General features: G+C 40.9%; 19 protein-coding genes. 18 read left to right on the forward strand and 1 reads right to left on the reverse strand.

Features of this window, described 5'->3' with window-relative positions; genetic code table 11:
• The first annotated feature begins 32 nt into the window (after positions 1-32).
• From QNH20_RS09105 to pyrE, 8 genes are read left to right on the forward strand one after another with little or no spacing between them, the layout of a single operon-like run.
• Positions 33-974 (forward strand): aspartate carbamoyltransferase catalytic subunit, encoded by a 942-nt coding sequence (locus QNH20_RS09105; RefSeq protein ID WP_283923377.1) that lies wholly within the window; start codon positions 33-35, stop codon positions 972-974.
• Complete coding sequence (locus QNH20_RS09110; protein WP_481858097.1) at positions 940-2,220, forward strand: dihydroorotase; 1,281 nt, start codon at positions 940-942, stop codon at positions 2,218-2,220. Before QNH20_RS09105 ends, QNH20_RS09110 begins: the two co-directional genes overlap by 35 nt.
• Complete coding sequence (locus tag QNH20_RS09115; RefSeq protein WP_283922574.1) at positions 2,217-3,323, forward strand: carbamoyl phosphate synthase small subunit; 1,107 nt, start codon at positions 2,217-2,219, stop codon at positions 3,321-3,323. The genes QNH20_RS09110 and QNH20_RS09115 overlap by 4 nt, the downstream gene beginning before the upstream one ends.
• A complete protein-coding gene (gene carB / locus QNH20_RS09120; protein ID WP_283922575.1) occupies positions 3,302-6,508 on the forward strand; it encodes a carbamoyl-phosphate synthase large subunit in 3,207 nt (1,068 codons plus the stop codon). The genes QNH20_RS09115 and carB overlap by 22 nt, the downstream gene beginning before the upstream one ends.
• The gene (locus tag QNH20_RS09125) at positions 6,508-7,278 is read left to right on the forward strand and encodes a dihydroorotate dehydrogenase electron transfer subunit (protein WP_283923378.1); all 771 of its coding nucleotides are present in this window, start codon (positions 6,508-6,510) and stop codon (positions 7,276-7,278) included. The genes carB and QNH20_RS09125 overlap by 1 nt, the downstream gene beginning before the upstream one ends.
• The gene (locus tag QNH20_RS09130) at positions 7,275-8,216 is read left to right on the forward strand and encodes a dihydroorotate dehydrogenase (protein ID WP_283922576.1); all 942 of its coding nucleotides are present in this window, start codon (positions 7,275-7,277) and stop codon (positions 8,214-8,216) included. Before QNH20_RS09125 ends, QNH20_RS09130 begins: the two co-directional genes overlap by 4 nt.
• A complete protein-coding gene (gene pyrF / locus QNH20_RS09135; RefSeq protein ID WP_283922577.1) occupies positions 8,188-8,904 on the forward strand; it encodes an orotidine-5'-phosphate decarboxylase in 717 nt (238 codons plus the stop codon). Before QNH20_RS09130 ends, pyrF begins: the two co-directional genes overlap by 29 nt.
• On the forward strand, positions 8,901-9,530 hold the full coding sequence (gene pyrE / locus QNH20_RS09140; protein ID WP_283922578.1) for an orotate phosphoribosyltransferase: 630 nt from the start codon (positions 8,901-8,903) through the stop codon (positions 9,528-9,530). Before pyrF ends, pyrE begins: the two co-directional genes overlap by 4 nt.
• A gap of 86 nt (positions 9,531-9,616) precedes the next feature.
• Here the strand turns inward: pyrE and QNH20_RS09145 are convergent, their stop codons facing one another.
• Entirely contained in the window at positions 9,617-11,326 is a 1,710-nt protein-coding gene (locus QNH20_RS09145) for an Rqc2 family fibronectin-binding protein (RefSeq protein ID WP_283922579.1), read from the reverse strand.
• A 321-nt stretch (positions 11,327-11,647) separates the two neighbouring features.
• On the opposite strand from QNH20_RS09145, the gene QNH20_RS09150 reads away from it, so the two are divergent.
• The 10 genes from QNH20_RS09150 (at position 11,648) to rsmB (ending at position 23,193) form a co-directional block, all read left to right on the forward strand.
• Entirely contained in the window at positions 11,648-14,326 is a 2,679-nt protein-coding gene (locus QNH20_RS09150) for a calcium-translocating P-type ATPase, SERCA-type (protein WP_283922580.1), read from the forward strand.
• A gap of 103 nt (positions 14,327-14,429) precedes the next feature.
• Positions 14,430-15,305, forward strand: coding sequence for a YicC/YloC family endoribonuclease (locus QNH20_RS09155; RefSeq protein WP_283922581.1), 876 nt, complete (start codon positions 14,430-14,432; stop codon positions 15,303-15,305).
• 61 nt (positions 15,306-15,366) lie between these two features.
• Positions 15,367-15,630: an extracellular matrix/biofilm regulator RemA gene (remA, locus tag QNH20_RS09160; RefSeq protein ID WP_283922582.1), complete on the forward strand. Its 264-nt coding sequence runs from the start codon at positions 15,367-15,369 to the stop codon at positions 15,628-15,630.
• A gap of 11 nt (positions 15,631-15,641) precedes the next feature.
• Complete coding sequence (gene gmk / locus QNH20_RS09165; RefSeq protein ID WP_283922583.1) at positions 15,642-16,256, forward strand: guanylate kinase; 615 nt, start codon at positions 15,642-15,644, stop codon at positions 16,254-16,256.
• A gap of 1 nt (position 16,257) precedes the next feature.
• The gene (rpoZ, locus tag QNH20_RS09170; protein ID WP_283922584.1) at positions 16,258-16,476 is read left to right on the forward strand and encodes a DNA-directed RNA polymerase subunit omega; all 219 of its coding nucleotides are present in this window, start codon (positions 16,258-16,260) and stop codon (positions 16,474-16,476) included.
• Between the two features lie 197 nt (positions 16,477-16,673).
• Positions 16,674-17,897: a bifunctional phosphopantothenoylcysteine decarboxylase/phosphopantothenate--cysteine ligase CoaBC gene (gene coaBC / locus QNH20_RS09175; protein WP_283922585.1), complete on the forward strand. Its 1,224-nt coding sequence runs from the start codon at positions 16,674-16,676 to the stop codon at positions 17,895-17,897.
• A complete protein-coding gene (priA, locus tag QNH20_RS09180; RefSeq protein WP_283922586.1) occupies positions 17,884-20,295 on the forward strand; it encodes a primosomal protein N' in 2,412 nt (803 codons plus the stop codon). Before coaBC ends, priA begins: the two co-directional genes overlap by 14 nt.
• Before the next feature lie 120 nt (positions 20,296-20,415).
• Positions 20,416-20,901 (forward strand): peptide deformylase, encoded by a 486-nt coding sequence (gene def, locus QNH20_RS09185; RefSeq protein ID WP_283922587.1) that lies wholly within the window; start codon positions 20,416-20,418, stop codon positions 20,899-20,901.
• A complete protein-coding gene (fmt, locus tag QNH20_RS09190) occupies positions 20,898-21,842 on the forward strand; it encodes a methionyl-tRNA formyltransferase (RefSeq protein ID WP_283922588.1) in 945 nt (314 codons plus the stop codon). Before def ends, fmt begins: the two co-directional genes overlap by 4 nt.
• 1 nt (position 21,843) lies before the next feature.
• Positions 21,844-23,193, forward strand: a complete 1,350-nt coding sequence (gene rsmB, locus QNH20_RS09195) for a 16S rRNA (cytosine(967)-C(5))-methyltransferase RsmB (RefSeq protein WP_283922589.1) — start codon at positions 21,844-21,846, stop codon at positions 23,191-23,193.

The raw sequence follows: 23,193 nt of genomic DNA on the forward strand, positions 1-23,193 counted from the left end.
TTATTTTAGGAGAGGAAGGTGGGAAAAGGATGATACATCATTTACTTACCACAAATGAGTTAAAGGTTGAGGAAATATGTCAATTACTTGAGGATGCCAAAAGGTTTTCGGAAGGAATGATCTGGAGGCCGGAACAGCAAATGTTTGCAGCAAACCTATTTTTTGAAGCAAGTACAAGAACAAAATGCAGTTTCGAAGTTGCGGAACGAAGGTTAGGCTTAGGGGTCATTCCGTTCGAAGTGGAAACTTCAAGTGTTCAAAAAGGAGAGACACTTTACGATACGGTTAAAACATTGGAATCGATTGGGGTCAATGCAATCGTCATTCGTCATGGGCAGGATCGTTATTTTGATGATTTGGTTGGAAAAATTAATATACCGATTCTTAATGGCGGGGATGGATGTGGCCATCATCCAACACAGTCGCTCCTTGATCTGTTAACCATTCAACAGGAGTTTGGTCGATTTGATGGCTTAAATATAGCGATTATTGGCGACATAAGTCATAGCAGAGTAGCACGGTCAAATGCTGATGCCTTAACAAGGCTTGGTGCCGATGTCATTTTTTCCGGACCAGAAGAATGGTTCGATTACCATAGTTTAAATACAGCAAGATTTAAACCAATTGATGAGGCAATCAGAGAAGCTGATGTCGTCATGCTTCTAAGGGTCCAGCATGAACGTCATCAAAAAAAGGGAAGCTTTACAGCTTCAGAGTATCACCGCCAATTTGGCCTTACATTAGAAAGAGAAAAGTGCATGAAAACAAACAGCATTATTATGCATCCCGCACCAGTAAATCGGAATGTAGAAATCGCTGATAGCCTAGTTGAATGCAAACGGTCAAGAATCTTTAAGCAAATGGAAAACGGTGTTTATGTCAGAATGGCTGCCTTAAAACGGTCAATCGAAAGTTTAATGGGAGGGAATCACCTTGAAAATGCTTATCCAGAACGCAAATTACATAGCATCTAACGGTCAAAATGATAAGACAGATATTTTAATAGAAAATGGGATTGTAACGAAAATAGAAAAAACGATTAATACAGAGGTAGACCGTACTGTGGACGCATCGGGAATGGTTGTCTCTCCTGGATTTATCGATTTACATGTACACCTTCGCGAGCCTGGCGGTGAAAAAAAAGAAACGATCGCAACCGGAACTATGGCCGCAGCCAAAGGAGGATTTACCACTGTTGCCTCCATGCCAAACACCCGACCGGTGCCTGACACCAAAAACCACATGGACAACTTACAAAAGCGAATTAAAGAGACGGCCCATGTGCGGGTTTTACCTTATGCTTCTATTACGACAAGGATGCTTGGTCAGGAATTAACAGACTTTGAGATGCTGAAAAGCGCTGGGGCGTTTGCCTTTACGGATGATGGGGTAGGGGTGCAATCGGCGAGCATGATGCTTGATGCCATGAGGAAAGCTGCAGCAATAAATATGGCCATTGTTGCTCATTGTGAAGAAAACACCCTAATCAATAAAGGTTGCGTGCACGAGGGCTCATTCGCGAAACGAAACGATTTAAACGGAATTCCATCCGTTTGTGAATCAGTCCAGATTGCTAGGGATGTTTTACTTGCCGAGGCAGCAGGCTGTCATTACCATGTCTGTCATGTCAGTACGAAGGAGTCTGTCCGTGTAATAAGGGACGCCAAGCGAGCGGGTATCAATGTTACTGCGGAAGTTACCCCGCACCATTTATTATTAACGCAAGACGATATCCCAGGTCTTGATACAAATTATAAAATGAATCCGCCGCTCAGGGATGCTGCAGATCGTGCAGCGTTAATCGAAGGCCTTCTTGATGGAACAATTGATTTCATTGCTACTGATCATGCACCACATACACTTGAAGAAAAAAATGAAGGAATGGAATTGGCGCCGTTTGGGATTGTCGGATTAGAGACCGCATTCCCACTTCTATATACACATTTTGTGTTAAAAGGAATTATTTCTTTAGATCAATTAATCAGCTTTTTAACGAAGAAGCCAGCCGAAAGCTTTGCCCTTCCATATGGGAAAATTGAAGTAGGTGCTCCGGCAGATCTCGTTTTAATTAATCTGAATGAAGAAAGAGAAATTAATCCAAGCGAGTTCCTATCCAAGGGGAGAAATACCCCATTTACAGGCTTGAAATGTAAAGGCTGGCCAGAAATGACGATTGTTGGTGGTCAGATAGTTTGGGAAAAGGGGTGTATTACAGCATGAAAGCACAGCTAATTTTAGAAGATGGAACGGTTTTTATCGGGGACGGATTTGGCAGTCATATGGATACAATTGGTGAAGTTGTCTTTAATACAGGGATGACAGGTTATCAAGAGATTCTTTCGGATCCTTCCTATTGCGGCCAAATTGTCATGCTTACCTATCCATTAATCGGAAATTACGGGATCAACCGTGATGATTTTGAATCGATTAATCCCGCAGTGAAAGGATTTATTGTCAAAGAAGTGACCGACTCCCCTTCCAACTGGCGCAGTGAATTTACCATCAATGAATATTTTAAAATGAAAAAAATTCCCGGAATTGCCGGGATTGATACTAGAAAATTAACAAGGATTATTCGTCAGTACGGAACATTAAAAGGTGCAATCTGCAGTATTGATCGAGATCCGTATGAGGTTGTTAGCAGATTACGGCAGACAAGACTTCCGATTGACCAAGTCAGAACAGTGTCGACAAAAAATTCATATCCGAGCCCTGGCCGAGGGAAACGAATTGTTCTCGTTGATTTTGGCATGAAGCACGGTATTTTACGTGAATTAAATAAGCGCGGGTGTGACGTCATCGTTGTTCCCTACCATACAACGGCAGATGAAATCCTGCAATTGCGTCCGGATGGAATCATGCTTTCAAATGGGCCTGGAGATCCAAAGGATGTTCCTGAAGCCATACACATGATTAAACAAGTGCTAGGAATGGTTCCGATATTTGGAATTTGCCTGGGACATCAATTATTTGCCTTGGCCTGTGGTGCGAATACGGTCAAAATGAAATTTGGCCACCGTGGTTCAAACCATCCTGTCAAGGAACTAGCTACAGGTAAAATTTCTATTACTTCACAAAACCATGGATACACAGTAGAAACAGAATCTTTGCATCAAACTAGATTAGCGGTAACGCATACAGCCTTGAACGATGGAACGATTGAAGGCTTAAAACATTTAGATTTTCCGGCCTTTACGGTTCAATACCATCCAGAAGCTTCTCCGGGGCCAGAAGATGCAAACAGCTTATTTGAACAATTTCTTGCTATGATTGAGGCTGAAAAACAGGAGGTAACAGCAACATGCCAAAACGTACAGATATAAACTCCATTTTAGTCATTGGATCAGGACCAATTGTCATCGGTCAGGCTGCAGAATTTGATTATGCCGGCACTCAGGCCTGTATAGCGCTAAAGGAGGAAGGTTACCGTGTCATCCTCGTAAACTCAAATCCAGCAACGATCATGACAGATACAGAAATCGCCGATGCCACTTATATTGAACCATTAACAGTGGAATTTGTCAGCCGGATTATTCGCAAAGAACGTCCTGATGCTTTAGTAGCTACGCTTGGAGGTCAAACCGGTTTGAACCTTGCTGTTGAGCTTGCAAAAACGGGAGTCCTAGAAGAGTGTGAAGTTGAAATTTTAGGTACAAAACTTCCGGCTATTAATCAAGCCGAGGACCGAGAATTATTTCGCAGCTTAATGAATGAGTTAAATGAACCAGTCCCAGACAGTGAAATTATCCATGAAATTGAAGAAGCTAAAGCTTTTGTTGAAAAAATTGGTTTCCCAGTCATTGTCCGCCCGGCCTTTACACTTGGGGGAACCGGCGGCGGTATTTGCCGAAATTACGATGAACTGGAAGAAATTGTCACAAGTGGTCTGAAAAATAGCCCCGTACATCAATGTTTACTTGAAAAAAGCATTGCAGGCTACAAGGAAATTGAATATGAAGTTATGCGCGATGCCGCTGATAACGCGATTGTAGTTTGTAACATGGAAAACATCGACCCTGTGGGCGTCCATACAGGTGATTCCATCGTTGTCGCCCCGAGTCAAACCTTAAGCGATCGCGAATACCAGCTACTAAGAAACGTTTCCCTAAAAATCATTCGAGCTCTCGGAATTGAAGGGGGCTGTAATGTTCAGCTTGCTTTAGACCCATATAGTTTTAATTATTATATTATCGAAGTAAATCCACGGGTCAGCCGTTCCTCTGCCCTTGCATCTAAAGCGACAGGTTATCCGATTGCAAAGCTTGCCGCTAAAATAGCAGTTGGATTAACTCTTGATGAAATGCTTAACCCGGTAACTGGAAAAACATATGCCTGTTTCGAACCGGCTCTTGACTACATCGTGACAAAAATCCCGCGGTGGCCGTTTGATAAATTTGAATCAGGAAACCGCTCACTCGGAACGCAAATGAAGGCAACGGGTGAAGTAATGGCCATCGGCCGGACGTTTGAGGAATCACTGTTAAAAGCCATCCGTTCCCTTGAATGTGAAGTCCATCATTTTGAATTAAACGGTGCAGATGATATTGATGATGAATTACTTGAAAAACGAATTATTAAAGCGGGAGATGAGCGGCTCTTTTATATTGCGGAAAGCTTAAAGCGTGGGACATCAATAGAAACCATTCATCAATGGAGCAAAATTGATTTATTTTTCTTGAAAAAAATGGAAGGTATTATTGACCTTGAGGTAAAGCTTGCAGCCTGCCCATTCGACAGGGAACTCCTTAAGGAAGCAAAGCAAAAGGGATTTTCCGATAAGAAAATTGCCGAGCTTTGGAATCGATCAGAATCCGAAATATACAGTTTGCGGAAAGAATTGGGCATAATTCCTGTTTACAAAATGGTAGATACATGCGCGTCTGAATTTGAGAGTGAAACACCTTATTACTATGGTACCTATGAAGACGAAAATGAATCGGTTGTGACCAGCAAGGACAGTGTAATTGTTCTAGGTTCAGGTCCAATCCGGATTGGTCAAGGAATTGAGTTCGATTATGCCACTGTCCATTCGGTAAAAGCTATAAAAGAAGCGGGTTATGAGGCGATTATTATTAATAATAATCCGGAAACGGTCTCAACTGATTTCAGTATTTCAGATAAGCTTTATTTCGAACCGCTGACGATTGAGGACGTTATGCAAATCATCGACTTGGAAAATCCAATTGGTGTAGTCGTTCAGTTTGGCGGGCAAACAGCGATTAATCTGGCAGCTGAGCTAGTCGAGCATGGGGTAAAAATATTGGGAACAAGCTTAGAGGATGTAGACCGTGCGGAGGATAGGGATAAATTTGAACAAGCACTAAATCAGTTAACTATTCCGCAGCCGCTTGGTAAAACAGCTTTATCGGTGAAAGATGCTGTTATCATTGCCGAGGAAATCGGTTATCCGGTTCTAGTACGTCCCTCATACGTTCTTGGCGGAAGGGCGATGGAAATCGTCTACCAAAGGCAAGAATTGCTTCATTACATGGAGAATGCCGTTAAAATTAATCCGGAACATCCTGTCTTAATCGACAGGTATTTAACAGGGAAGGAAATTGAAGTGGATGCCATATGCGACGGAGAAAATGTATTGATCCCGGGGATTATGGAGCATATTGAACGGGCAGGAGTCCACTCTGGTGATTCAATCGCTGTATATCCGCCGCAGTCACTCTCTGAGAATGTGAAACAAACACTTGTTGAGTATACGGAAAAATTGGCTAGAGGCTTGAACATTATCGGGCTGTTAAATATTCAGTATGTCTTATCAGGCGATCAAGTGTACGTTCTTGAAGTCAATCCACGTTCAAGCCGAACGGTTCCGTTTTTGAGTAAAATCACTAATGTACCAATGGCGAAAATTGCGACAAAAGCAATTCTTGGAATTTCTATTATTAAGCAAGGGTACCAGCCAGGACTTATTCCAGAAAAAAATGGCGTTTATGTCAAGGTTCCAGTATTCTCATTTGCTAAGCTAAAAAGTGTCGATATCACATTAGGACCGGAGATGAAATCAACCGGTGAGGTAATGGGCAAGGATCACACCTTGGAAAAGGCACTTTATAAAGGTTTGATAGCCTCTGGTATGAATATTCAAAGGTTTGGTACAGTGTTATTTACAGTTGCTGATAAAGATAAGGAAGAAGCATTAAAACTAGCGGTAAGGTTTGCCGCAAATGGCTACCGCATAATGGCAACAAGTGGGACGGCAGCCGTCCTTGAGTCCGCTGGTTTGAAAGTAAAGGTTGTTGGCAAGATTGGCTCAGAAGGTCAGACTTTATTGGATGTGATTCATCATGGAGAAGTGCAGTTCATAATCAATACTCTGACAAAAGGGAAACAGCCTGCGAGAGATGGCTTTCGAATTCGCCGGGAAGCCGTTGAAAACGGTGTTCCTTGTTTAACCTCATTAGATACGGCAAATGCAATTTTAAGAGTAATCGAGTCGATGAATTTTTCCACTGAAGCGATGGGTGCAGCAATTAAGGAGGAAGTCCTCGTATGATTCAGAAAGAACTTTGCCAAATCATCAGCCAAACGGAAATTGCCGATGATATTTTTGAAATAACAGTAAAAGCGTCAATGGTAAGTCAAATCAAAGCTCCAGGGCAGTTTGTTCATATTCGGGTTGCTGATGCCCTGGACCCGCTTTTGCGGAGACCCATCAGTATTTCATCGTTTAATTCCGTGAAAGGGCAAATGACGATGATTTATCGGAGGGATGGCAAGGGGACTACAAAACTATCTGAAATGAAACCAGGAATGGAGCTTGATATCCTCGGTCCGTTAGGGAACGGTTTTCCTGTTGAAGAAATGGAAATAGGGGAAACAGCGTTGCTTGTTGGCGGAGGAATCGGTGTACCGCCGTTATATGAACTATCCACGCAGTTAATAGCGAGAGGGATTAAAGTCATTCATGTACACGGTTTTCAAACGGAATCAGCTGTTTTTTATGAACAGGAGTTTTTGAAAAATGGGGAAACCTATGTGGCTACGGTTGACGGAACCTATGGGACAAAAGGGTTTGTAACAGATGTAATCGAAAATTTAGGTTTCGATGCTATCTATGCCTGTGGCCCTACTCCGATGTTAAAAGCACTTGAACTACTTTATTCGGACAAAAAGATGTTCTTATCCTTAGAAGAACGAATGGGCTGTGGCATTGGTGCTTGCTTCGCGTGTGTCTGCCACAAGGCGGATGATCCAACAGGTTTTTCTTATAAAAAAGTCTGCAGTGACGGACCAGTTTTTCGCGCTGGGGAGGTAGTAATATGAACCGTTTAAATGTTGAGTTACCTGGTTTAAACTTAAAAAACCCTATAATGCCAGCATCGGGCTGTTTTGGGTTTGGACGTGAATACAGCCAATTTTATGATTTAAATAAACTTGGAGCTATCATGATCAAAGCGACAACAGTTGAGCCGAGATTTGGCAATCCTACCCCACGGGTCGCTGAAACGGATGCAGGAATGCTCAATGCCATTGGTCTGCAAAATCCGGGATTAGAAAAAGTTTTGTCCGAGGAACTGCCATGGCTTTCACAGTTTGATGTTCCGATCATTGCAAATGTTGCCGGTTCCCTTGAAGAAGATTATGTCTCGGTTGCAAGCGAAATTTCCAAGGCAGCAAATGTTCATGCGTTAGAATTAAATATTTCCTGCCCAAACGTTAAAACTGGCGGGATCGCGTTTGGAACGATTCCCGAGGTTGCCAAGCGATTGACAAGGAAGGTAAAAGAGGTATCCAAGGTTCCTGTATATGTGAAACTGTCCCCAAATGTTACCAATATTGTTGAGATGGCAAGAGCTGTGGAAGAGGGCGGAGCTGATGGTCTAACAATGATTAATACTCTTGTCGGCATGAGACTTGATTTAAAGACAGGCAGGCCGATTTTAGCCAACAATACAGGTGGTCTATCAGGTCCTGCGATTAAGCCGGTGGCAATTCGTATGATTTATGAAGTGAGCCAAGCCGTTTCGCTTCCGATTATCGGGATGGGCGGTGTACAATCAGCAGAGGATGTCATCGAATATTTTTACGCGGGGGCGAGTGCGGTTGCTGTTGGAACAGCAAACTTCGTCGACCCGTTTGTCTGCCCAACGATCATTGAGGAACTGCCAGTGCTTTTAGAAAAATTAGGGTTTGAACATATCAGTGAATGCAAGGGAAGGAGCTGGAAGAAGCATGGAGAACTCACTTATCATCGCGCTTGATTTTGCTAACAAAAGTGAAATTGAACGTTTTTTGACACCGTTTGAAGATCGAAAGCTTTTTGTAAAAGTGGGTATGGAGCTTTTTTACCAGGAAGGCCCAGCAATTGTTCATCAATTAAAAGAAAAGGGACATCAGATCTTTCTTGATTTAAAGCTGCATGATATTCCGAACACCGTAAAAAGTGCTATGAAGGGGCTGGCGCGACTAGAATGTGATCTGGTTAATGTTCATGCTGCTGGAGGAAGAGAAATGATGGAAGCGGCATTAGAGGGATTAGAGGCAGGGACGGCAGCAGGAAGGACACGTCCAAATTGCATCGCTGTAACCCAATTAACCAGCACATCACAAGAACAAATGAATAAGGAGCAACTAATCCCGGTTACATTGAATGAATCAGTGTTACATTATGCATCGCTAGCAAAAGATGCGGGTTTAGATGGGGTAGTGTGCTCAGCTTGGGAATCTGAAATAATTCACAATCAAACAGGCAGCTCATTTTTAACTGTTTGTCCGGGTATCAGGATGGAGACTGATCTTGTTGGTGACCAAAAACGTGTGGCTACCCCTGAATTTGCAAAAAATACAGGTGTAAGTGCAATCGTTGTCGGACGTTCGATTACACGGTCAATGGACCCAGTAAAAAGCTATGATCAATGGATAAGGGCATGGAGAGGTGTACAACAATGAAAAAGAAAATTGCTGAAAAACTATTAGAAATCAATGCCGTGGCATTAAGACCAAAAGACCCATTCACCTGGACATCAGGACTAAAATCCCCGATATATTGTGATAATCGCTTAACTCTTTCCTATCCTGAAGTTAGAAGAGAGGTTGCAAAAGGATTACAAAACCTCATTCTTGAAAACTTTCCAGCAGCAGAGGTAATTGCAGGAACAGCGACAGCGGGGATTCCACATGCTGCCTGGGTAAGTGAGCTAATGGACCTGCCGATGTGTTATGTCCGTTCAAAGGCAAAAGGGCACGGCAAGGGCAATCAAATCGAAGGCAAAGTGGAACAAGCCCAAAAGGTGGTTGTCGTAGAAGATCTCATTTCAACCGGGGGCAGTGTGATCACCGCTGTGCAAGCTTTAAGGGAAGCAGGCTGCGAGGTGTTAGGGGTTGTCTCTATTTTTACATATGGACTTGAAAAAGGAAGTCAGTTACTTCATGGGGCAGAAATTAACAGTTTTTCACTGACCGATTTTCCAACATTAATCGAAGTAGCTATTTCAAAAGGCTATGTTAGCTCAGAAGATCAGGAAAGTCTATTATTGTGGAGTAAAAACCCTTCTGAATGGAGCAAACAGTTTTAGTAAACTGATTCACTGATAAATCATAAAAATCCGCTGATAAATAGAACAAGAGGGTGTCCAAAATAATGGGATACCCTCTTTCCTTTCTATTTCTTTAATTTCAACACCAATTCCTCATCCGGTGTAACAAAAACCGTTTGCTGATTGTCATAAATTACAAATCCTGGTTTGGCACCGCTAGGTTTTTTGACATGACGAACCTTTGTAAAATCTACAGGAACCGAGCTAGAATTCCGCGCTTTACTGTAATATGCCGCTAACACAGCTGCCTCTATAATCGTTTCATCAGAAGGTTCTTTACTGCGAATCACTACATGAGAGCCTGGAATATCCTTCGTATGCAGCCAAATCTCATCCCTCGCCGCCAGCTTATTAGTCAAATAATCATTTTGCTTATTGTTTTTTCCTACAATAATATCCGTCCCATCTGAGGCAATAAAGTGATCCAGCACCGGCTTAACATTCTGAATCTTCTTACCGTTTCGCTTCTGGCGTTCACGGATATAGCCGCCTTCGACAAGCTCCTCACGAATCTCCTGAATATCCTTTGGAGAGGCAGCTTGGACCTGCTGCATTAAATTATCAAAATACGCAACTTCTTCACGAGCCTTTTCGATTTGTTCAACTACCACGGCAATAGCATTCTTCGCTTTTTGGTATTTGGAGAAATACTTTTGAGCATTTTCAGATGGTGATTTTCTTGGATCAAGCGGAATCACCATTGTTCCTCCCAAATCATCATAATAATTGAGAACTTCGATTTCCTTCATACCCTTTTTTGCTGCGTATAGATTGGCTGTTAACAGTTCTCCATAACGCTGAAACTGCTCTGCCCGTTCCGCTTCTTTCAATGTATTCTCGAGCTTAACTATTTTTTTTTCATTCTTTTCTTTTTCATTGCTTATAAAGCGTTCAATATCATTTCCTTGCTGCTTAACCCGGTCTCGTTCTGCTTTTCCAAAATAATAGCGGTCAAGCATTTCACTAAGAGTCTTGAAGGGTTTCATTTCACCCTTCATATGCTCAAGTGGGAAAAGATAAAACGATTCTTTTCCATTGGCTGATATTATCGAAGGCGAAATATCGCCCGATCCAATTTTATTAATCAAACGGATAAATGCCCCTGGGACAGTAGTGCGGTTTGCAAGACCACTTTGAAAAATAACTTCCTTTGCAAAAATAGGTGAGATGCCTGCAAAATGCTCGACTAACTGGCGATCCACTTTTCCGCCAATAAAATCAACTGACCTTAATACATCTTCTTCAACTGCTTCAAATGGATTTACCTTGTTTTGCTCTGGAGGGAAAATATAAGGCTGTCCAGGCAAAATTGCCCTGTGGCTGTTAACGGCAAAAGAGATATGTTTGATGCTATCAAGAATGACATTCCTCGTTTTATCAACCAAAACGATATTGCTGTGCCGGCCCATTATTTCAATAATTAATTGTTTATAGCTTATATCACCAATCTCATTCCGGCCCTTAATTTCAAAAATAATCATCCGGTCATTGTTAATCTGATAAAGATCCTCCAAAATGTAACCCTCAATATGCTTTCTAAGAAGCATACAAAACATAGGCGGTTCACTTGGATTGTCATAGGCTTCATTTGTAAGCTGCACTCGGGCATAACTTGGGTGAGCAGATAACAGAAGTTTTTGATTCACACCATTTGCGCGAATGGTAAGAATAACTTCATTTTTATAGGGTTGATGAACCTTGTTGATTCTTCCTCCTTTCAAGGAGAGAACAAGCTCATCGACCATAGCTTTTGTAAATAGACCATCAAATGACATCGAAAACATCCTTTTCTTCCAATATATAAATACATTCCTAATTAACGTGCAGTAGGATCCCCGCTTCTAGACTATGAGATGAAAAGTTCAGGATTAGTGGTGTTAAACTACACGTAAAAGCCCAATTGGTTTAATTAACAAACAGTGGGAAGGGAAATCTACCCATTGTTTGAAGTTTTTCACCTTATTATATCCTACTTATCTAATCACTGTCTTATTTTCCCTTGCAATAACGTTAATCATAGCATTTTTTTGGACGACCCTGAATAAGCTTTCTTTAGAGCTAGTCTGAATGAATAAAGGGGGAAGTGAGATGGTCGGATGAAATTCCATGAAATGAAGATAGAACAAGTAGAAAAGGCCTTAGAAACCGACTTTTCTTCTGGATTATCACAGGAAGAAGTAAAAAAGCGAATGAAACATCACGGTTTAAATGAATTACACGAGGGAGAAAAGCAATCGGCTTTACTCTTATTTTTTAGTCAATTTAAAGATTTTATGGTCTTAGTGCTTCTTGCGGCGACCTTGATTTCCGGGTTACTCGGCGAATATATTGATGCTATTGCTATTATTGCAATTGTAATTATTAACGGCTGTCTTGGTTTTTACCAAGAACGGAGAGCGGAGAAATCACTGCAGGCATTGAAGGAACTATCGGCACCACAGGTTTCAGTTCTTCGAGATGGAAAATGGATAAAAGTTCCTTCAAAGGAAATTGTGATTGGTGATATTTTGAAGTTTGCCAGCGGAGACAGAATTGGTGCTGATGTTCGAATCATTGAATCTAAAAGCTTAGAAATTGAAGAATCTGCTTTAACAGGTGAATCTGTCCCTGTATCTAAACATATTGACAGTTTAACCAATCCTAATCCAGGAATCGGTGATATGGAAAATATCGCCTTCATGAGCACGATGATAACGAGGGGCAGCGGGGTAGGAGTTGTCATTTCCACAGGAATGAAAACAGCAATGGGACAAATTGCTGATTTACTCCAAAATGCCGAGTCACAAGAAACACCATTGCAGCGCCGGTTAGAGCAGTTGGGGAAAATTTTAATAACAGTTGCCTTACTCTTAACCGTACTTGTCGTTGTAGTGGGTGTATTACGTGGACACGAATTATATGAAATGTTTTTAGCAGGTGTTTCTCTTGCAGTTGCGGCGATACCTGAAGGGCTGCCAGCGATTGTAACTGTAGCCTTATCTCTTGGTGTTCAAAAAATGATTAGGAAAAATGCAATTGTCAGGAAGCTGCCTGCAGTTGAAACCCTTGGCTGTGCCTCGGTTATTTGCTCCGACAAAACAGGTACGATGACGCAAAATAAAATGACCGTTACACACCTTTGGAGCGGTGGTCAAACGTGGAGCGTTGATGGTGTTGGATACCAGCCAAAAGGGAATTTTTATCGGAACAAACAAACAGTTCAACCTAAGCATGAAAAAGCCTTGCAGCAAATGCTGATTTTCGGAATGCTATGTAACCATTCGGACCTGGTTTTAAAGGATGATGATTTCACACTAGATGGTGATCCCACGGAAGGTGCTTTACTGGTAAGTGCAATGAAAGCCGGCTTTAATCGCCAAAAATTATTAGATGAGTTTACGATTATTAATGAATTCCCATTTGACTCCGCCAGAAAAATGATGAGTATTCATGTTAAAGACAAGCAAGGCCGCCATTTCATCATTACAAAAGGTGCACCTGACGTCATTTTAGGTATTTGTGAATCGATCCTTTGGGATGAGCGAACACAATATTTAAATAAAGACACACATATAAAGGTTCAAGACGCGATAGATGGTCTTGCTTCACAGGCACTCCGAACGATTGCGATTGCATATAAGTCAATACCGGCTAACACCATTATCTTAAGTGAGCAGGAAGCAGAGAAAAAATTAACCTTTATTGGTGTCCAAGGCATGATCGATCCACCAAGACCTGAAGTAAAAACTGCGGTACAAGAATGTAAGGAAGCTGGGATTAAAACAGTCATGATTACCGGTGACCATGTGATCACAGCAAAAGCAATTGCTTCCCAGTTAGGGATTTTAACGAAAAAGAGCAGGGTGCTTGACGGCAAAACATTATCTAATATGCCGGTAGAAGAGCTTGAAGAAGTCGTCGATGATGTATCTGTTTTTGCAAGGGTTTCTCCTGAACATAAACTGAAAATTGTCAAAGCATTACAAAATCGCGGACATATTGTGGCGATGACAGGTGATGGTGTGAATGATGCTCCTGCCATCAAAGCGGCAGATATTGGTGTAGCGATGGGGATAACCGGGACAGATGTCGCGAAGGAAGCATCAGCACTCGTTTTGTTAGACGATAATTTTGCTACCATTAAGGCTGCAATAAAAGAGGGCAGGAATATCTACGAAAATATCCGTAAATTTGTTCGCTACCTGCTGGCATCCAATGTGGGTGAAATATTGGTAATGTTGTTTGCAATGGTACTTGCGTTGCCACTTCCCCTAGTACCAATCCAAATCTTATGGGTCAATTTGGTGACGGACGGTCTGCCGGCAATGGCACTCGGTCTCGATCGTCCAGAGGAAAACGTGATGAAAAGGGGACCTCGCAGTCCAAATGAAGGTGTCTTTTCACGTGGATTAGGCTGGAAGGTGGTATCGCGCGGCTTCTTAATTGGTCTTGTTACACTATTAGCCTTCATCATTGTGTATCATAACGACCATTCACAGCTGCCATATGCTCAGACTGTTGCCTTTGCGACCCTTGTTATGGCCCAGCTTATTCATGTATTTGATTGCCGCAGTGAAAAATCTGTCCTCTCTAGAAACCCTTTTGGGAATCAATATCTTGTTTGGGCTGTTATCTCTTCGCTCGTGTTAATGTTGGTTGTCATTTATTATCCGCCATTACAGCCAATTTTCCACACATTGCCGATTGCAGCAAAAGATTGGTTGTTGATTGTTGGACTATCTTCAATTCCAACTTTTTTACTAGCCGGGTCATTTTTGTTAAGAAAAACAAAATAAAGTATGGTATAATCCAAAAGGTAATAGAAACCATTCTATTACCTTTTGTCTTTTTTAATTACATAGAAAGCCGATCATTTTTCAAAGATTGGATGTGCACGTAATGGTTATAAGTATGACAGGCTTTGGCAGAGGAAAGGCCGTCTCTGGAGCCTTCTCAGTAAATGTGGAAGTAAAAACAGTCAATCACCGATTTTCTGAAATAAATATTCGGATGCCAAGACAGCTTTTAAAAATAGAAGATAAAATAAAAAAGAAACTTAATCAGTATATCCGCCGCGGCAGGGTAGAGGTTTATGTAAGTGTTGAAGGAGAAGGGGTCGTCAGTCGCAAAGTTCACGTTGATTGGAAGCTGATTGAAGAATATTATCAATTCATTGAGCAGGCGCGAAATAAATATGGGATAGAAGGAACAATCACTTTAAGGGATTTGCTTAATCGTACAGACCTCTTACATATTGAAGAAAGTGAAGCTGGTAATGAAGAAATTGAGAATTTGGTTCTTTCTGCTGTGGAAGAAGCCGTGATATTACTTAGAAAAATGCGAATGGCCGAAGGGGAAGAATTGAAAAAAGATTTGCTTGCTATTTCATCTCAATTAGAGGTAAATGTATTTGAACTTCAGAAATTTGCTCCGCTTGTTGTTCAATCTTTTAAAGAGCGACTAACGAAAAGGATGCAGGAGTTTGTCAATGGACAATTAGATGAAACGCGAATTTTAACAGAAGTAGCTGTTTTTGCTGATAAAGCAGATATTAATGAAGAAATTACCCGCTTAAAAAGCCATATTCAACAATTCTTGCAAACTTTAAATGATCAAGAGCCTATTGGCAGAAAACTCGATTTTATCGTTCAGGAAATGAACAGAGAAGCGAATACGATTGGTTCAAAAGCAAATGATTCTAATATCGCCAAAAAGGTTGTCGAGATAAAAAGTTTACTTGAAAAATTGAAAGAACAGGTTCAGAATATCGAATAGGACTTGTTTAGAAACTGTTTAACACGGTCAAAATATATTATTGATGATTGGATGAGTGACCATGTCGATTAAATTAATTAATATTGGATTTGGGAATATCGTTTCTGCCAATCGTATTATTTCCATTGTCAGCCCGGAATCAGCACCAATTAAAAGAATTATCCAGGATGCCCGGGATCGGGGCTCGTTAATAGATGCTACATACGGACGACGTACACGAGCAGTGATCGTCATGGATAGTGACCATGTCATTCTATCAGCTGTACAGCCTGAAACGGTTGCCAATCGCTTAACGGACCGTGATGAAACTATTGATGAAGGGTAGGATTTTAAAATATGCAGGAAAAAGGATTGCTGATTGTACTTTCCGGGCCGTCTGGGGTTGGAAAAGGAACGGTTCGAAAAGAAATTTTTTCACATCCCGAAACAGCTTTTGAATACTCGATTTCTATGACAACTCGCGTACCACGCGCGGGGGAAGTGAATGGGATAGATTATTTTTTTAAAACAAGAGAAGAATTTGAACAATTAATCGAGCAGGGAAAGCTTTTAGAGTACGCTGAATTTGTCGGTAACTATTACGGTACCCCTGTTGATTATGTCCGTGAAACTTTAGATGCTGGGAAAGATGTCTTTTTAGAAATTGAAGTAAAGGGTGCCCGTCAGGTCCGGGAAAAATTTCCTGAAGGGTTATTTATTTTCTTGATGCCGCCAAGTCTAACCGAATTAAAGAATCGAATTGTGACTAGAGGAACAGAAACAGAGGATATCATTCAAAATCGAATGTTATCTGCACGTGAAGAAATTGAAATGATGGAATTATATGATTATGTCGTTGAAAATGACCAGGTGGAACTCGCATGTGAACGTGTGAAGGCGATTGTAACAGCTGAGCATTGCCGCAGAGAAAGAGTAGAACATCGCTATAAAAAATTGCTGGAGGTTGAATAATATGTTATATCCGTCTATTGATTCACTACTAGAAAAAATTGATTCAAAATATTCCCTTGTCTCCGTTGCCGCGAAGCGTGCACGTGTAATGTCACAGGTAAGAGACGAAAGATTACCAAAATATGTTTCCTATAAATGTGTTGGAAGAGCATTAGAGGAAATTTATAGTGGTGAGCTTACCTATCGTATTTCCAAAAAAGCTGAAACATCTGCTGAGTAATCATTGAGGCTTTGCATGAAATAGATCAAAGTATGAAAGAAGGACTGACAACAAAGGAAAACTCCTAAAAGTGTCAGCCTTTTTTATTTGCCTTTCAGGAAACTTGCCGAAAATGAAAGGAAAATGATGAAAATTTAATGCAGTTCTAGCATAATAAAAAGAAGATAACGTGGACGAGAAGTGAGGGATTTAAGGTGATGATCAACGATAAAAAAATTTTATTATGTGTTACGGGAGGTATTGCTGTGTATAAAGCCGCAGCCTTAACAAGTAAACTTGTTCAAGCTGGGGCAAAAGTTAAGGTGATTTTAAGTGAATCTGCAGAAAAATTTGTTACCCCTTTAACCTTTCAGGCATTATCCCGCAATGAAGTATTTACTGATACCTTTGATGAAAAAAATCCGCATGTAATTGCCCATATTGATTTGGCTGACTGGGCAGATTTAATTTTGATTGCCCCTGCAACTGCCAATACGATTGCCAAAATAGCTGCCGGAATTGCCGATAATATGATTACCACTACATTGCTTGCTGCAACCGCACCTGTGTGGATTGCTCCTGCTATGAATGTGCATATGTATGACCATCCTGCAGTGAAAAAAAACCTATCCATTTTGGCTGAGTATGGGTATCAATTTATCGAACCAAGCGAAGGTTATCTAGCCTGTGGTTATGTCGGCAGGGGACGCCTGGAAGAGCCTGAAAAAATTGTAGAGTTGATCCAAAGATTTTTTGCCAAAGATGAACGAAGATATCTTAAAGGAAAAACGGTGGTCGTTACCGCGGGTCCTACAAGGGAAAAAATTGACCCAGTCCGCTTTATCTCCAATCTTTCAACTGGAAAAATGGGCTTTGCCATTGCTGAAGAAGCGAAAAAACAAGGTGCTGATGTTATCTTAATTTCCGGACCTGTCCAAATAGCAGCACCTGCCGGTGTGGAACTAGTAAAGGTAGAGACTGCAGACGAAATGTATAACGCCGTGTTGAAATACTATGAATCAGCGGATATTGTAATTAAAACTGCAGCAGTCGCTGACTATCGTCCAAAAGTTACCTATGATCAGAAGGTGAAAAAGCAAGAAGGCGACGCAAAAATCGATCTTGAAAGAACAAAAGATATTCTATTCGAACTAGGGCAAAGAAAAAAGAATCAAGTACTTGTAGGCTTTGCCGCAGAGACTGAAAACCTACAAGAATATGCTAGAAAAAAATTAACAAAGAAAAATGCTGATATGATTGTGGCGAATAATGTGAAAGCTTCTGGTGCCGGTTTCGGGACAAATACAAACATTGTCACCCTTTTCAAGCGTTCCGGAGAGGTTACCGAATTGCCGCTTATGTCAAAAGCAGATGTTGCAGAAAAGATTATCGAAGAAGTTACTTCACTTTTGAAGGATATGGACCAAAATGGAAATTGCTAGTGTAATTGTAGATGTTCCGACAAAACAAACGGATAGGGCTTTCGATTATTTTATTCCAGAGCAATGGCGGAGAGTCATTCAACCGGGGATGAGGGTAATTGTTCCATTTGGCCCGAGAAATATCCAAGGATTTGTCGTCGATTTAAAAGCAGAATCAGAGTTTGAGAAGTTAAGAAATATTATTGAGCCGATGGATTTAGAACCTGTTTTAAACCAGGAATTATTGAAGCTCGGTGATTGGCTGACTGAAAGTACCCTCTGTTTTAAAATTTTCGCCTTTCAAGTCATGCTGCCCGCGGCATTAAAAGCAAAATACGAAAAAAAGGTAAGGCTATCTGATGGGTCAGCCGTCAAGGATCTACCTGAGACGCTTCAAACTTTTTTTGAAAATACTGATATGCTTGACTGGGACGATGCTCTAAAAAAGGCAATTGTTCCCCAGTTACAAAGAGAAGCAGCAAAAGGGCATTTAGAAGTGATTTATATGGTCAAGGAACGGGTTAAGAAAAAAAAGCGAAAATATGTCCGTCCAAGCGTACTCCTTACAGAATTAATTTACGAAATAGAACGGATCCCTGCAAATGCCGAAAAGCAAAGGCAAGTATTAAGCTATTTTTCAAGGCATTTCCATGAGGTTGAATTAAAGAGACTTTTAACGGAAGTAAAAGCTTCAGCATCAACGGTAAAAGCCCTTATTGAAAAAAAACTACTGACTGAATTCGAAATGGAGGTTTATCGTAATCCCTTTGAACATCGAACGTTTGAACGAACGAAACCGTTACCTTTAACTGAGGCACAGCAAACGGCTATCGGACCGATTCTTAATGCAATTGAACAGAATCAACATGAGGTGTTTTTGCTTTATGGTGTAACGGGAAGCGGGAAAACTGAAATATACTTACAATCTATACAAGAAGTCATCGAAAAAGGCCAGGAAGCAATCGTTCTTGTACCTGAAATCTCGCTCACCCCGCAGATGGTTAATCGTTTTAAAGGAAGATTTGGGGACTTAGTCGCTGTTTTACACAGTGGCTTGTCAGCTGGAGAAAAATATGATGAATGGCGGAAAATTCAGCGCAAGGAAGTAAAAGTCGCAGTTGGAGCAAGATCAGCGATTTTTGCTCCATTTGAAAATATCGGCATCATTATTATCGATGAGGAACATGAAACAAGCTATAAACAGGAAGAAATGCCTCGCTATCATGCTAGAGATGTGGCAGTTGAACGAGCATTAAACTATAACTGTCCTGTTGTACTTGGCAGTGCCACCCCATCGCTCGAGTCATTTGCCAGAGCACAAAAAAAGGTGTACCATCTCTTATCACTTCCTAACCGGATGAACAATCAGAACCTTCCTTCCGTTGAGGTCATTGATATGAGAGAGGAACTCCGTGATGGCAATCGCTCGATGTTTTCGAGAAAGCTGTTTGAAATGTTAAAAGATCGAATCGAGAAAAAGCAGCAGGCTGTTTTATTTTTAAATAAACGTGGTCATTCTTCTTTTGTAATGTGCAGAGACTGCGGCTATGTGATGAATTGCCCAAACTGCGACATCTCGCTGACATACCATCGTGTATCTGAGCAAATGAAATGCCATTATTGTGGCTATGAAAGTTTTGTACCGAATCATTGTCCCGAATGTAATAGTGAATATATCCGCTATTTTGGAACAGGGACGCAAAAGGTAGAGGAGGAGCTTGGAAAAATTCTCCCAGAGGCAAGGGTCATTCGAATGGACGTTGATACAACAGGACGAAAGGGTTCACACGAGAGACTATTAACCGATTTTAAGGATGGAAAAGCAGATATTTTATTGGGTACGCAAATGATTGCTAAAGGATTGGATTTTCCAAACATAACGTTAGTAGGCGTGCTTTCAGCAGACACGATGCTCCATCTACCTGATTTTCGAGCATCTGAAAAAACTTTCCAACTATTGACCCAAGTTAGCGGGCGCGCAGGACGCCATCAATTACCAGGAGAGGTCGTCATTCAAACGTATACACCAGAACATTACAGCATAGAGCTTGCTAGCTACCATGACTATGATCTTTTTTATCAACGGGAAATGATGATTCGAAAAATGCATCATTATCCACCATTCTATTATCTATCTCTCATAACAGTCAGCCATGAGCAGCTGGTCACAGTTGTGTCTGAAATGGAGAAAATTGTAAGCTATGTTCGCGCGCACGTTTCAAAGAAAGCAGTCGTTCTAGGACCTGCTGCCTCACCAATTCCTAGGATTAATAATAGATATCGATACCAATGTCTGATAAAATACAAACGGGAACCGAATCTAATAAATACATTAAAAACTATCCTTGATCAATACCAAAAAGATACGAAAATTGGGTTGCAGGTTTCAATAGATGTAAATCCACATATTTTAATGTAGAACATAGGAGATTCCGGCTGTAACAGGTTATTAAATCGATTTTTAGGTGAAAATGATATTTAGAAAAATATTAAAAAAATTTAGCTGCTAACATAAGATTGGCATAATGGAGGAACAGATTTGGCGATACGAAAAATTGTTATCCACCCAGCTGATATTCTCGAGCAAACCTGCACGGAAGTAGTGAAGTTTGATCGGAAGCTGGCAAAAATTCTTGATGATATGTACGACACAATGATTGAGTATGATGGGGTCGGACTAGCTGCTCCACAAATTGGTCTAAATGAGCGTATAGCTATTGTGGATATTGACGATGAACATGGAACAATTGAAATAATTAACCCCCGTATTTTAAAAACATCGGGCGAGCAAACAGGGCCTGAAGGATGTTTAAGTTTTCCTGGCCTATTTGGTGAAGTGACGAGACCTGACTTTGTGAAGATTGAAGCACTTGACCGGAAGGGGAGGAAATATGCCCTTGAAGCAGAAGGATTCTTAGCAAGAGCCATTCAGCATGAAATCGATCATCTTGACGGAATATTATTTACCACAAAAGTAACGAGATACCTTGAGGAAGACGAGTTAAAAGGAGTAGAAAGTGAATGACGAAAATTGTTTTTATGGGAACCCCTGATTTTTCCGTATCTGTCTTACGAAAAATCATTCATGATGGCTATGAGGTCATTGGTGTTGTAACCCAGCCTGACAGGCCGGTAGGAAGAAAAAAAGTGTTAACACCACCACCTGTAAAGGTGGAGGCATTAAAAAATGGGATCCCCGTCTTTCAACCGGAAAAAATTCGCCAAGAAGAAGAGCTTGCGAAAATCCTTTCATTACAGCCGGATTTAATTGTTACTGCTGCATTTGGGCAAATTTTACCGAAAAAGCTGTTGGATGCACCTAAATTCGGTTGTATTAATGTTCACGCATCCCTATTGCCGGAGCTTCGAGGAGGAGCTCCGATTCATTACGCCATTATGCAAGGGAAAAAGAAGACCGGTGTTACAATCATGTATATGGTCGAAAAATTAGATGCCGGCGATATGTTAACGAGTGTAGAAGTACCCATAACTGAAGACGACAATGTCGGTACCCTTCATGAAAAGTTAAGTGATGCGGGGTCTAAATTATTATCAGAAACTTTGCCGCTATTATTGGCAGGTCGCCTTACCCCAAAACCGCAAAATGAGGCGGAAGCTACATTTGCTTCAAACATTAAGCGAGAGCAAGAAAAGATTATCTGGGAGAAAACAGGGGAAGAAATCTATAATCATGTTCGTGGGTTAAATCCGTGGCCCGTTGCATTTACTACGATGGAGGGCCAGGTCATAAAAATATGGCGGACCGAAAAGACATCTGACTTAAATAGGCAAGAGCCTGGAACCATTATAAAAATAGATTCAGATGGCTTTACGGTTAGCACAGGTAATGAAACTGCAATTAAAATCATCGAACTGCAGCCTTCCGGGAAAACTAAAATGTCGAGTGAACAATTTTTACGGGGTGCGGGTTCAAAAATTTCATTAGGCAGCAGACTGGGAGAATAAGATGACTTCTACAAAAAAAAATGTACGTGCAATCGCCATGGATCTTCTTGTAACAATTGAGAAAAATCAATCATACAGCAATTTGCTCCTTAACAACGTGATTGAAAAAAACGAATTGTCCGCAATCGACGTCGGCTTACTTACGGAGTTGACTTATGGAACATTACAAAGACAAATGGCGCTAGACTTCTTTTTAAAGCCATTCATTAAAGACAATAAGAAGCTGGCCAGTTGGATCCACCATTTACTTAGACTCACGCTATACCAAATGGTTTACCTTGATCGAATTCCGGATCGAGCAGCTATTTATGAAGCGGTGGAAATTGCCAAAAAACGCGGTCATAAAGGAATTGCTAGTTTGGTAAATGGAGTATTAAGAAGCATTCAGAGAGAAGGACTCCCATCTTTTAGTGTGGTTTCTGACCCTGCTGAAAGATTATCACTTGAAACGAGTCACCCTTTATGGCTTGTGTCCAGGTGGATTCACCAATTTGGTTATGACAAAACAAAAGAAATGTGTGAAATTAACTTAACAGCACCATTGCAAACAGCAAGAGTGAATCTCACAAAGATTTCTAGAGACGAATGTGTGGCAATTCTAGAAGAAGATGGTTTTCAAATCGAAAAAAGTCCCATCATTCCTGAGGCGATAAGGTCGCTAAAGGGAAACTTAGCTTCCACAATTGCCTTTAAATATGGATTGTTAACAATACAAGATGAAAGTTCGATGCTTGCCGCCTATGCATTAGGCGCAGAGCAAAATGAATTTGTCCTGGATGCTTGTGCAGCGCCCGGAGGTAAAAGTACACATATCGCTGAAAAAATGCAAAATACGGGTGAAGTAATCTCCGTTGATCTTCATCAGCACAAAGTAAAATTAATCAATGATAATGCCCGACGGTTAGGATTATCAAATATAAAAACAAATGTTTCGGATTCAAGACTTTTACGGGAAAAGTTTAAGGATGAATCATTCAATCGGATTCTACTCGATGCTCCGTGCTCTGGCCTTGGCGTGATGAGAAGAAAGCCTGACATGAAATATACAAAAGCCGAAGCAGATTTAGAACGGTTAAGCAGTATTCAACAACAGCTGCTAACATCTGTTGCTCCATTATTGAAAAAAGGCGGTATACTTGTTTATAGTACCTGTACAGTAGATAAACAAGAAAATGAATATACAGTAAAGACATTTTTAGAAAATAATCCTGAGTTCGAAAGCGATGAATCGTTTAAAAGCAGAATGCCTAAAGCCATTCAACCATTAATAATGGGCAATGATCTGCAAATATTTCCCCAGGATTTTGGATCAGATGGTTTTTATATAGCAGCATTAAGAAAGAAGGTGTGA

Source organism: Neobacillus sp. WH10, assembly GCF_030123405.1.
In the GTDB taxonomy this organism is placed as follows: domain Bacteria; phylum Bacillota; class Bacilli; order Bacillales; family Cytobacillaceae; genus Neobacillus.